This is a genomic window from Pseudoalteromonas sp. J2K-J599 (genome assembly GCF_059295115.2).
The window spans coordinates 86,360-99,284 of sequence record NZ_CM200271.1; the positions used below are offsets into that span (position 1 = coordinate 86,360).

General features: G+C 37.5%; 10 protein-coding genes. 6 read left to right on the top strand and 4 right to left on the bottom strand.

Going from position 1 to position 12,925, the window contains the following annotated elements; translation table 11 throughout:
- Window positions 1-231: 231 nt before the first annotated feature.
- Window positions 232-3,174 (top strand): TonB-dependent receptor domain-containing protein, encoded by a 2,943-nt coding sequence (locus tag AC5NT5_RS00440; protein WP_182672455.1) that lies wholly within the window; start codon window positions 232-234, stop codon window positions 3,172-3,174.
- Window positions 3,175-3,458: 284 nt separating this feature from the next.
- Here the strand turns inward: AC5NT5_RS00440 and AC5NT5_RS00445 are convergent, their stop codons facing one another.
- Window positions 3,459-3,932, bottom strand: coding sequence for a Dps family protein (locus AC5NT5_RS00445; RefSeq protein ID WP_182672452.1), 474 nt, complete (start codon window positions 3,930-3,932; stop codon window positions 3,459-3,461).
- A gap of 334 nt (window positions 3,933-4,266) precedes the next feature.
- On the opposite strand from AC5NT5_RS00445, the gene AC5NT5_RS00450 reads away from it, so the two are divergent.
- Complete coding sequence (locus AC5NT5_RS00450; protein ID WP_182672451.1) at window positions 4,267-4,476, top strand: hypothetical protein; 210 nt, start codon at window positions 4,267-4,269, stop codon at window positions 4,474-4,476.
- Here the strand turns inward: AC5NT5_RS00450 and AC5NT5_RS00455 are convergent.
- Window positions 4,473-5,078 carry an alpha/beta fold hydrolase gene (locus AC5NT5_RS00455; protein ID WP_004334986.1) on the bottom strand — a complete coding sequence of 202 codons (606 nt, stop codon included), beginning with the start codon at window positions 5,076-5,078 and terminating at the stop codon, window positions 4,473-4,475. The genes AC5NT5_RS00450 and AC5NT5_RS00455 overlap by 4 nt on opposite strands.
- Before the next feature lie 183 nt (window positions 5,079-5,261).
- Window positions 5,262-5,798 carry a YaeQ family protein gene (locus AC5NT5_RS00460; protein ID WP_024593828.1) on the bottom strand — a complete coding sequence of 179 codons (537 nt, stop codon included), beginning with the start codon at window positions 5,796-5,798 and terminating at the stop codon, window positions 5,262-5,264.
- 191 nt (window positions 5,799-5,989) lie between these two features.
- On the opposite strand from AC5NT5_RS00460, the gene AC5NT5_RS00465 reads away from it, so the two are divergent.
- Window positions 5,990-6,757 carry an LlaMI family restriction endonuclease gene (locus AC5NT5_RS00465; RefSeq protein ID WP_494514170.1) on the top strand — a complete coding sequence of 256 codons (768 nt, stop codon included), beginning with the start codon at window positions 5,990-5,992 and terminating at the stop codon, window positions 6,755-6,757.
- Window positions 6,758-6,789: 32 nt separating this feature from the next.
- Here the strand turns inward: AC5NT5_RS00465 and AC5NT5_RS00470 are convergent, their stop codons facing one another.
- A complete protein-coding gene (locus AC5NT5_RS00470) occupies window positions 6,790-8,073 on the bottom strand; it encodes a DNA cytosine methyltransferase (RefSeq protein ID WP_182672449.1) in 1,284 nt (427 codons plus the stop codon).
- A 79-nt stretch (window positions 8,074-8,152) separates the two neighbouring features.
- On the opposite strand from AC5NT5_RS00470, the gene AC5NT5_RS00475 reads away from it, so the two are divergent.
- The 3 genes from AC5NT5_RS00475 to ylqF all read left to right on the top strand — a co-directional run bounded on the left by AC5NT5_RS00475 (window position 8,153) and on the right by ylqF (window position 12,430).
- The gene (locus AC5NT5_RS00475; RefSeq protein ID WP_182672447.1) at window positions 8,153-9,832 is read left to right on the top strand and encodes an McrB family protein; all 1,680 of its coding nucleotides are present in this window, start codon (window positions 8,153-8,155) and stop codon (window positions 9,830-9,832) included.
- Between the two features lie 12 nt (window positions 9,833-9,844).
- Window positions 9,845-11,110 (top strand): LlaJI family restriction endonuclease, encoded by a 1,266-nt coding sequence (locus AC5NT5_RS00480; protein WP_182672445.1) that lies wholly within the window; start codon window positions 9,845-9,847, stop codon window positions 11,108-11,110.
- Between the two features lie 366 nt (window positions 11,111-11,476).
- Window positions 11,477-12,430, top strand: coding sequence for a ribosome biogenesis GTPase YlqF (ylqF, locus tag AC5NT5_RS00485; protein WP_182672444.1), 954 nt, complete (start codon window positions 11,477-11,479; stop codon window positions 12,428-12,430).
- Window positions 12,431-12,925 lie beyond the last annotated feature (495 nt).

Here is a 12,925-nt window from a genome sequence, read left to right on the forward strand (position 1 = left end):
TATCTCTTGCTGTATATAATAATAAAGACCGTGCTTAGCGGAAAAACTGTTATGAAAAGTACAATATATTTATAAAATAATTGTGACGTACTAATTCATCCCATAAAAGCTGCTATTCGTACCAAAGACTACGCCTCATAAATAATGCCCGTAGAGTGTTTAAATAAATCCCCTTACTGTAATCCGCGAAGTAACCATTTAGTTACAAAAATAACAATTCAGGGGAATTATATGACATTAACTAACAAAGGTAGCGCGCGACTATTTAAAAAATCGTCGTTAACAGTTGCGCTAAGCAGCGCGATACTTGCAAGCTTTTCATTTCAAGGTGTGGCTGCAGAAGATGACGAAATAACTAAAATAGAACGCGTACAAGTTACAGGTTCTCGTATTCGTTCAGCTGAGGCAATGTCATCAGCACCTATCCAAGTTGTAGACAGTGCTGCGATTGATGCATCAGGGTCGTTAAATATTCAAGACTTACTATTAGAGAACCCTGCATTTGGTACACCAGCTATTAGCCGTACTAACTCAAACTTTAATACCGCAAGTGCGGGTGTTGCTACTGTTGATTTACGTAATTTAGGCTCTAACCGTACATTGGTTTTAGTAAATGGTCGTCGTTATGTATCAGGTGTACCTGGTAGCTCTGCTGTCGATTTAAATACTATTCCGAGCCAATTTATCGAACGTGTTGAAATTATGACAGGCGGGGCTTCATCTGTTTATGGTTCTGACGCTGTTGCTGGTGTAGTTAACTTTGTATTAAAAGATGATTTTGAAGGTGTTGAATTCGAAGGCCAATATGGTGAATCAAGCGAAGGCGATGATGAATCACGCCAATTTAACTTTACCTCAGGCTTATCAAGCTCAGATGGGAAAGGGCACGCGATGTTCCACCTTGGGTATTCGGATCAAGGTGCTGTTTTTTCACGTGACCGTGACCGCTCGGCAGTAGACCAATTTTCAGGTATTTTCTTTGAAGATGATCCAGCAGCAAACCCAGGCTCTGTATTTGATGCTGTAAGCCCATTTTTATCTTCATTTCCGCCACAGGGTCGCTTTAGCGCTGGGGATGAAACATTTACGTTTAATGATGCAAACAACCTACAAAACTCATTTAGTACTAACGGTGGCGATGGCGTAGCTGCAAATGGTTTTAACCGAAGCGGTGTACGTACGATAGCGATACCTACAGAACGTTATTTATTCGCCTCAAACGGTAGCTACGAGTTAAGCGACAAACATAGCTTTTTTTATGAAGGTACTTACGCCGCAACAACGACCGTTTCTGAATTAGAGCCATTTCCTTTCGCCTCTGACGACATTTATGCAAATGGCCAAGTACCAATTGAATTTAACGTAAACGGTGAGCTTCTACGTAATGCGTTTGTTCCAGATGATATATATAACGCAGCAACTGATACTGATGGTGATGGCGCACGAGATATCTTTTTTGCAAAGCGCTTAAGTGATGTAGGTAACCGTGGAGCACGAGCAGAGCGTGACACATTCCGTTTAGCGCTTGGTTTTCAAGGTGAAATAGCCGATGGTTGGTTCTACGATACTTACTATGTATATGGTAAAACAAAAGAGCAACAAGTATCAGGCGGTCTAGTTAATGTACAAAGTTTTCGTCAAGGTTTAGAAGCTGTTATCGATAGCCAAGACTTAGATGGCGATGGTATTACTGATGAGGCTATTTGTATCGATGCGACAGCACGTGGCTTTAACTGTGCACCGGTAAATATTTACGGTTTCAATTCGTTATCACAAGGTGCTATTAATTTTGTAAGTGCACCTAGCTCACTTTCAACGTCGGTTGAGCAAGAAATTATTGGTGGTAATATTTCAGGTGATTTATTTGAACTACCAGCGGGTGTTGTAGGTATCGCTGCTGGTTTTGAATACCGCGAAGAGTTCTCACGCAGTGAATTTGATGCTCTACAGCAAGCTGGCCTTAATGCGGGTAATGCAATTCCAGCAACAGAAGGCTCGTTTGACGTAACTGAGTATTATGTAGAAGCAAATATCCCTGTGCTTGATTCTGTAACTATGAATGCAGCAGTTCGTTTGTCTGACTACTCAACAGTAGGCAATACTGAAAGTTGGAACGTGGGTGTAGACTGGGAAGTAATGGATAGCTTACGTTTACGTGCTACCCGTGCACGTTCAACGCGTGCTCCAAATATTGATGAGTTATTCTCTCCACCTTCACAAACTTTTCCAAGCGGTTTAAACGATCCATGTTTAGGGGTTACTAATAGTGGCGGTGGTGCCGCAGGTGATGCTTGTCGTACAGATGTTGGTGTTACAACTAATATCGCTTCAAATGGCGAGTTCACGCTTAACCAGTCTGACTTACAAGGTATTAGTGGCTTTAACCGTGGCAACCAAGATTTAAAAGAAGAAGTTGGTGACTCTGTAACAGTAGGTTTAGTATTTACACCAGAAAATCTAATATCAGGCCTAGATATTACGCTTGATTACTTTGATATCGAAATTACAGATGCAATCGTATCAACACCTCGTCAGTTTATTCTTGACCAATGTTATGGCGGCGGCGATACAAGCTTTTGTGACTTTGTAACTCGTCGTAGTGCGCCATCAGGTAATAATAGTGCTGGTTCACTAGAGTTTATTGATAGCGGTGTATCTAACAGTGGTGGTTTAGGTACAGAAGGCGTTGATTTAACACTGACGTACTCTACTGATATTGGACCAGGTGCGTTTAGAACTCGCCTTGCTTATACTTACCTAATCGATGGTTATAGCATTCCACTTCCTGGCGCTGATAAAGATGAGTTTGCTGGAGAGATTGGTGCATCAGAGCATAAAGCTAACTGGAACTTTGGTTATAAACTTAACGACTTTGATTTTAACTGGAGCTTAACTTACATTGGCGCTGCAGACTTTGATGATCAATTCTTAAGTGGTTTTGGTATTGCTCCAGGTGGAGTAGGGATTGGTTCAGTGACATATCATGATGTTCAAGCAAGTTACCATATCAGCGATTCAACAGAGCTTTACGCTGGTGCGAGTAACTTATTTGATAAAGAGCCACCACGCATTTTATCGGGTGTAAGTGGTTCAAGCACGGGTACTGAAACGGATGCAGGTACGTATGACCCAATTGGACAATCATTCTACATTGGTTTTAGAAGTAAATTCTAACCAACAATAACGACACTAACTATAGTTACTTAATTAGTTACGTTCACAAAGCCTCAGTATTGCTGGGCTTTTTTATTGGAAAAAATAATGCGGCAGTAATTTTTTATACATCGTTTATCCCAATATATAAGTATTGTGCCCACTTAAACCAAAAACAACGCCACTGGTAACAGGGGCGTTGTTTAGTATGGGGAGGAGGCTAATATAGTAACCGAATCGCTTGATTATTTAACGATTTATCCCTATTTGTGCCCTCTTCATTGAGGGCTTTTTTTTGCTTAACTTTAGTCTAAGTAAGCTTTTAACATCCAAACCAGCTTTTCTTGCTCTGAGATGTAATCACTCATTAGTGAGGCTGTACCTTCATCGTCTGCATCACCAGCTTGAGTTAAAATTTCACGCTGCATGTGAATTAATGTACTGTAACCAGCAAGTAGGTTCTCTACGGCTGTAACGCCATCACTAATACCTTTAGCTTCTTTAATTTTACTTACTTCAAGGTAATCAGAAAATGCATGTAGAGGTGCGCCATCTAACGTTAAAATACGTTCTGCAACTTCATCTACTTTTAGAAGTAATAAGTTATAAATTTCTTCAAACTTAACGTGTAGTTCAAAAAAGTTACGGCCTTTAATATTCCAGTGAAAGCCACGCGCGTTCATGTATTGAATCTGGTAGCTACTCAATAATGTATTGAGTGACTTTATGATGTCTTCGCTTTTTGCGCTGTTTAGACCAATTGCGTTTACATGTGACATAACTTGCTCCTGAATAACCGTTTGTTTGTGAACTTGTGATAAGTATTACTAATTTCGATAAATTAGTAAAATCGTTTAAATGTATCTAGTTAATAGTTTTAACCTATTAGCTGTTTTTGATACCTGTATTCACTTTAGACTATTAATAGAAATGGGACTGATTAATAAAAATACTACCCCTCAAAAATAAATAAAACCCAGAAGTATATAAATCATGATCTAAAACAAACTTTATTCAAGGTAATAACTTAGCTATTTTTTTATTGATGTAGGTCAAAAATCATCCACCCTAATGGCGCATAATAATGTTGTCGAAATAATTAGGAGAGATAACATGCATGCAAAAACAGCGAAACAAAATAAAGCAGAGTTAGTCGTGGTAGGAATTGCAGTCATCGCATTTGTGCTAGGGCTAGTAGCGCACTTAGCAGGTGCAAGCTTTGCGAACTCAGATTTTTTTGGTTACATTGCGGCGCCCATTCCGCTGATACTGGCTGTGATATTTTTAATTAGTTATAAAATAGCAGCCAATGCTGAGGATTAATCTTTCTCGTTTAAGCACTTTAAAATGTAATCGAGCACTTGGCGCGAGTAAATCATACTGGTATGGCTTAAATGAAACACTTTATGTTCGGCCATACCTTTAAGTTTGGTTTCATCTAGTAATACGGTGCCATCTGACTGGCTACCTTTGACTATTAAAGGCATAAGCCCAATAGGTAAATCCCCTGCGATACTATAAAGCTTAGCTTTAAAAGGCCAATTACCATTTTTAGTAAGCAAAAACTCAACACTATTTTTTAAAAATGATTCAAACCCTTTTTGCTTCATTTTTTGCGCTATATGGCTGCCTTTATGTGGAGTACCCAGTGTAATTACCTTCGTAATATTCTGGCTAGCAGGAGAGTTTGCCTCTAGGTAAGCACGTGCAATCAGCCCTCCCATTGAGTGGCATACAAGCGCTGCAGGTTCGTTAGAAATACACTCATCAATTTGTGCAAATATGGTATCGCGGTGAGGGTCGAGCGTATTATAGGTAATGTTTAATACCGTCATACCCGATTCTTCAAGTCGTGAACAAAGTGGGCGCATAACAAAGCCAGACATATACAAGCCATGTAAAACAATAACGTGTTTAACTTTCATATGCTCCCTAATACCAATTTTATTAAAAACATGATCATTCTAGCGTATTAAATAATCCGCTACCTGCGTTAAAAATTATTTATATAAAACAACTATATGTCATAATTTTCGCCTTGTTATCGACTTATTTATTTGTCGCTATAATACATAACTAATTTAATGCAATTGGTATAACTACCGTAATTACATTAACTGTAGCGGTTTTATTTCAATATTGGTTGTATCGGTATTTACCCATACTTCACCATCTTGAATGGTAATGGCGAGCTTAATTCCACGATCAACCAAAGCAGCAAGTGCTTGTGTTGCTGCGTAATCAAGGCTAAAAATACTTAGATTTTTAAATTCATACAATTTAGGTTGATGTTTTTGCCACCAAATTGCTTGATTGTTTTCACCATAAGTATATAGCACCACTTTTTTAGATTTATTACAGGCTTTTTTAAGGCGTTTTTCATCTGGTAAGCCAAGCTCAACCCATAGTTCTATTTCTTCACTATAGCTTACATGCCAAAGTTCAGGCTCATCATCAGCACTTAACCCTTTGGTAAATTCTAAACCATCACAGCTATTGAGTGCAAAAGCGAGTAAGCGAATCATCAACCGTTGGTCGGTTTCTGATGGGTGTTGAGCCAAGGTTAAATTAAAATCTTGATAAACGTGGCGGTCCATATCGCTAAGCGATAACTGCACTTTCATAATGGTGGATTTAAGAGCCATAACAACTAATCTGAAAAAATTTGCGTCAGTATAGCGCAATTAAATGAATTGCCAGTTAAAAATTCATAATAGCCAGCGTCGTTATGTGTTTAGCCGAGAGAGCTAATATTTTCTTTATAGATATAAATTTTTATGATACAACTTTTTCTGTACCTTTTTTAATGAATAAATTATTTTACAAGGATGATCAGATGGAAGCGAACAGAAAAAAAATTATTGATCTTTTTATGGATAACGTAAAAGGCAAACGGCCTGAAGTAACGGGCAACCGTCATCATGGAAGCCATGGCCACTGGTTAGAAAAACAGATGGGCATTAAGCCAAATTCAAGTAATTCAACGGATATACTTGGTTATGAAATGAAAACGGATACGACTTCGAAAACTTCTTTTGGGGATTGGTCGCCGGATAAATCGTTGTGGGGTCGTTATCGTTCTGAACCAACAATAAAAAAACTGAATCGTGATAAGGAGTTTTTAGTCGCCTTTGGTCAGGCTAATCCAAATAAAAATGGTCGTTACTCTTGGTCTGGGATGCCAGTGCCCAAAGTAAAGCAATTTAACAGGTTTGGGCAAAAATTAATTGTTACACCAGGTCAAGATATACAGGCTATTTATAGTAAATCTGCTGATATGCGTATAAATAAATCAGAGATTGTTCCCAAAGAGTTACAAAAAGAAAGCTTATTAATTGCGCAATGGACAAAGGCTAAAATAAAACCTAAGTTAGAACGTAAATTTAATCAAAATGGTTGGTTTAAATGTATTTTAAATGAAAGCGGTGTATTTCATGAAATTGTTTTCGGAGAACCAATGAGTTATGAAAACTGGCTTAATCTCGTTAGAGAAGGACATGTTTTCTTTGATTCAGGAATGTATGAAGGAAATCGTAGGCCTTATGCACATTGGCGAGCAAGTAATAACTTATGGAATGAATTAGTAGTTGCTCGGTATAGTTAATATTGTAAGCTATTTATGATGAACTCTACCAACTACTTTCTGAGTAGAGTTCTGGTCACATTCTTTGCCAATGCATCTACAACCTTCATACATACTGAATTACCAAATTGCTTGTATATCTGGCCCTGGGATACTGCATTTACAATGTACTCTTCTGGGAAACCCTGTAATCGAGCACACTCTCTAGGTGTTAGCTTACGAGGGCGTTTACCAAGTTCTGATTGATCAATTAAAATTTCAGAGCCGTCTTTGTAGTAACGAGCACTGATTGTATTTGCATATTCACTTTCAGCATTAAACAGCGAGTAACCAAAGCCATTACCTTTGGTTTTATGTTCTGCTTTCCTGCGCTGGTGGCCTGCCCATAATTTTTCAGATATTGTAAATTTATCATCACTAGGGGTTATAGCGCTTAAGTCTTCTAAAATATCACCTACTCTTGTTGGTGTTTTAGGCGGGGTCGGCCAGTTAAATAGTTCACCAAAGTCACAGTCTTTAAAGTAATTCTTATCAAACCCTACTATGAAAACGCGCTCTCGGTTTTGAGGGGCGCCAAAATCACCCGCCCTAAGTACTTTATAATCAACCCAATAATTTAACTTCTCTGATAGCGCATGTCTTGTTTCTTCACTTAAAGGCACATCTTCTGGAATTTCTAAATCAAAGTTACCTCTTAAAATATCTAAGATAGTATTTAAAGTACGGCCTTTGTCATGCCCCTGAAGTTGCTTTACGTTTTCAAGAACGAAAGCTTTAGGCTTTTTCTCAGTGAGTATCCTTTGAATTTCAAAAAACATGGTTCCACGGGTATCACTAAAACCTTGTTTGAGGCCAGCTTGAGAAAAAGCTTGGCAAGGGAAGCCACCTAAAAGTATGTCATGATCAGGAATATCTGATGCAGCGATTTGAGTAATATCGCCATTAGGCATTTCCCCAAAATTAGTTAGATATGTTTTTTGCGCAAACTTATCCCACTCAGAGGTAAATACACAGTGTCCACCGAGCTTTTGGAAAGGCAATCGGATCCCACCAATCCCTGCAAATAAATCTATAAATGTAAATTCAGATTCTGATAAAGGTTTCTGTTTAAAAGGTGCATTGTCTAAATGAGATTTTAACTCTGACTCTAGGTTAAGTATATCAGTTAGTTTTTTTGCTGTAGGCTTGTGTTCACCAGTTTCCCACCCTCTAACTGTTCGCTCACCGGTAGAAGCCATGCCAAGTAAGTTCGCAAATTCTGTACGTCCTAAACCTAAGTTTTCTCGTATACTTTTGATTTGTCTTGCTATATCGTTATTCATTGAAACAGTACTCATTATGCTGTTTTACTTATCCGGTTTTAATCCTGGTAGGATAGCACTGTATAAATGATCAGACAATATGTGAGAGGGAATTTTGCTACAAAATCTCAATACCTTAATTGATAAATGTCAAAATCAATTCACCAAATTGAATTATTCTAGTGATGTTCAAATCGATGAAGAGCTAAAAGCACGACTAATAAAAGCTCTCGGCAATGTTGATTCGTCTGGAACACACGTCATAAACCCATTCTCAATCACGTTTATTGGGAAGGCAGGCCTACGTGCAGATGTACCATCGTCTGGGTTGTGGTATGCCCTTTGCTTTAGTGACTTATATGGTGCTATTTTTGAGTATAAAAGTGTTATAGATGAGATCAAAAAAGGTTTAAGAGCAGAAGGCTATAACGCAAAAGATATTGATACCTACTTGAAACAATTTCCAAGTGAGCTTTGGGGGAGTCAAGGTTCAGAAATAGAGAAAGACTTTATCGAAATTTTGGATACCCTCATCACTAATACAGATGAGAAAGACTTTTTTATAAAGTTTATGTCAGATCGTGATTGGTGGATAAAAACTGGTCGTAAGTCTGAGGCTGCCAAAGGTAAAACTTTAGATCGTAGTGATGTTTATGAATCAAGTATCGCATTAGCTTGTAATTTAGTAGTAGCTAACTCGTCAAAGCTTAAAGTCCTTATAAATGCCTTTAATCAAGATATAGATGTAAAGACATACTTCTCGAAAATGAATGTAGAAGAGTTTGAGATCAAAGATAATACCATTACAGAGTTACAAACAACTTATACAACTAATAACTTAAAAGCCATAAATAAAATTTACTATGGTTCGCCAGGGACAGGGAAGAGTCATCGTATAAACAAAATAACTGAGTACCATTGTCGCTACACAACGGTTTTTCACCCTGACACACAGTACAGTGATTTCGTAGGCGCTTTAAAGCCAGTTATGATAGATTCGAATGGTGAAAAAAAGATTTCTTATGAGTTTAGACCTGGGCCATTCACTAAGGCATTGATAGAAGCCTTAAATGATACGAGTAAACATGTTTTTCTTGTAATTGAAGAGCTTAATAGAGCACCAGCAGCAGCTGTTTTTGGTGAGATATTTCAGCTACTAGATCGAGATATGAATGGTGAAAGCCAATATAAGATAGAAGCTTCTGATCCCGATATGTTGCTTCATATTAAAGAAAATCTAAAAGAATCAGATAAGTTTAGTGAACTTTACTTACCTTCCAACCTGTCAATTCTTGCCACTATGAATAGTAGTGACCAATCAGTCATGCCAATGGACACCGCCTTTAAGAGGCGTTGGTTATTCGAATACTTACCTATAGACTTGAATCAGGCAGGAGATGGCAGTTTTAAACTCACGTTTGCTGATAGTTCTAAACCTGAAGTGCCTTGGAAAGTATTTGCTGAAGTTGTTAATGATACTTTGTCTTTTTTGCAAGTACCGGAAGATCGTCTTTTAGGCCATCGCTTTGTTTCCGATGAAGAGCTTACTACTATTGAAGAAGCTAATAATACTCTAAAAGGTAAAATATTAGTTTATCTCTGGGATGATGTACTTCGTCATGGAAAGCGTGATGTGATTTTTAATACATCAGTGGCAGGTACTTTCGGTCAGCTGTCACATCAATTTGGAGAAGGTAATCCTATCTTTTCTGAAAGTTTTGAGGCTAAGTTATTAGAAGCATTAACCGAAGCGCAAAAAGACCAAGAAGTTGTCGCAGATGAACAACCAGAATAGATGTAATTAAAAATGCGTAAATTACATCTATTTGAAGATAGGCAAAACATTGTTAAAGCTATGCCCAAGAAGCTAGTTCAAAATTTGAATAAGCAGGGGCTACTTTACGGTAATGGACAAAAAGTTATGTTTTGCGGCTTAATTAACTTTGATGATCAAATTGCTGTATTTCTTCCCCGAAATAGTGACTATGAAGAAATCAATGAATCAACCTCGAAGAAGGTATGTGCAACTTTATTGAAAGCACTTAAACGTTATTTAGATGATAAAGACAATGCTATAAGTGCTGATGAATTAGTTGATGAAGGCATTCATGGGCAAGAGTACCTAGGTTTAATATTTGCTTTATTTGAAGACTACTTCAACAACGGCCTTTTTACACGTCGAGTATCTGAAAGGAAAGTAAACTCAGGGAAAGTAGATTGGAACCGTACGATTAAGCAATCTATACCGTATACGTCTGGTGATAGTCCTGTTTACTTAGAATTAGCAGGTTATATCAAGCGAGTATATTCCAACTGTGAGACCGCGAAAATTCATGCGGAGGTTTTACGTAATTTAGATCAGAAAGTCGGCTGGTTAATTAACGATGATGAAGCTATAACTAAGCAGCTTATCAATGTTCCTGCCTCATTAATGGATAATGATGGGAAGATTTATCACCTAAACAATGAGTTAACACGTGCTTACTCTGACCGTGATATCTATCTGATTAAACAATTAATTAGCTATCTTAAATTAGAAAGTATGTCACAACAAAGTGATTTTTCTATAGGAATAAAAAGGTTTGAGGGTATGTGGGAGCATATGCTATCAAAAACGCTGAAAAACGTTTTTCCTATTAATAAAAAACTAGCTAAACCAGTATATAAAATAAATGGTGAATTGAGGTTAGCGAGTAGGAAAGGGCAAAGAACTGATATAGTCCTTAGAGATCCCGAAACAGAACATTTTACAGTTATTGATGCTAAATATTACGCTGCGAAAAGTTTAGAAACAGCGCCAGGTTGGCCAGATTTAGTTAAGCAGTTTTTTTATGCTAAAGCTATAAAATCAGTTTATCCTGAAAATAAAGTCTCCAATATGTTTATTTTCCCTGGTAACTACGGAGTGATTGAGTCAGCCCATATGGCTGAACCAAGTAAACATGGTATTCAAGATAAAGATTTGCTTGCAGCCTACGGTGATATTAATTGCTTATATAAATGCCCATTGGCGATACTTGATTTATATAATAAAAACCAAAAAGAGGACCTTAATAGTGTAACTATTATCTAATGAGCTAGCGTATCTTTTTAGAAATACTTCAATTCTAAGTCTGTATTCTTTCTAATTTCGCTGAACCATGTTAAATCATCAGTGAACGGTGAATTACTACCAACAATCCATATTCCACTACAATGTTCAGTGCCCAGATATAAAGGATATCGGAGTAATTGACCTATAGCGGCTTCAATATCTTCTTTGCATTTAATCACTCAATTGTATTACGGTTGATTAGTATTTTATTTTTAGAAGCACTATACCTCTCTTCTGTAGTAAACTTACTTATTATTACGAAAAGTACAAAAGCATAGTTTTACTTTTAGTACCCATATTAGTACCAATAGGCTGCGGCCTTTAATTAAAGGTCATATAAATCAAATGAGTAGAGCAGGAATACAGTGGTTTCCTGGGCACATGAATAAAGCCCGTAATGAAATTAAAGAAATAATGCCACAAATGGATGTGATCATTGAAGTGCTTGATGCGCGCATTCCCTACAGTAGTGAAAACCCGATGGTGGCAACCTTGCGTGAAGGTAAGCCGGTCATCAAAATTTTGAACAAAGCTGATTTAGCTGATCCTAAAATGACTCAAATCTGGAAAGATTATTTTGAGCAAGAAAACGGTGTTAAAGCGATTTCTTTTGGTCATGATAAAGCAGCTGAAGTAAGTCGTATAAATGAGCTTTGTAAAAAGTTAGTGCCGCATAAAGTGGGTGCCGATAAGCAAATTAAAGCCATGATAATGGGTATTCCTAACGTGGGTAAATCTACGTTAATTAATGTACTGGCTGGACGTATAGTTGCAAAAACAGGTAATGAGCCTGCTGTTACTAAAGCACAACAACGCATTAAGCTTGAAGACGGTATTATGCTTTACGATACGCCTGGTATGTTGTGGCCAAAAGTAGAAAACGAAAACTCAGGTTATCGTTTAGGCGCTACCGGTGCCATTCGTGATACAGCACTTGAGTATGAAGAAGTAGCAAGTTATACCGCTGAGTACCTATTACGTGCATACCCTGAGCTTTTAAAAGCGCGTTATAAAATAGATGAATTACCAGAAAGTGATTGGGAATTTGTTGAAATGGCGGGTAAAAAACGTGGCTGTATTCGTGGTGGTAACCAAATAGACACATACAAAATGTCTGAAATACTAATCAACGAATTACGCGACGGCATCATTGGCCGTATTACTATGGAAACTCCGCAAATGCGTGAGGAAGAAGAAGTAATGGTTGCTGGTTTACGCGCTGCAGCAGAAGCTAAAAAAGCAGCTAAAGAAGAAGAGAAAAAACAACGCCGAGCACGCGCACGTAAAAACCGTCGTTAATGGTTGAATTTATGTGAGTATGCGACTCACTAAATTACAGACATAAAAAAAGCCCGTAAGGGCTTTTTTAGTTTCATATCTACCGTCACCGATATGAGCAATGTAGCAAGTAAAATAGTAGGGCGGTTACTCATCATCAACATCAAGGGGCGTTGCGGTTCATAACAAGTAGCCATAGCTGTTTACGTGCGCCACACGTTGTTTCAGGGTCGAGAAACAAATCAATTCATTCCTTAACAAGTGGTATGCAATCCGTCTTGTTGATATTGATTATCAGTTAGATCTAACTATCTGTCAACACCTAAATGCAAATAATTCTTATTATTGTGATGCTTGTTTTTTATTCATATATAAATCGGTTAGTTAGCACTGCCATTTAATAAAAAATAGATGCTTAATACTTATTAAATAATTTGATGTGGATTTTTATTATAAAAGCATCGCTTGGAAAACCTTAGCCCCTAAAGATCAACAGCCTTTAATTTATGGCTAAAA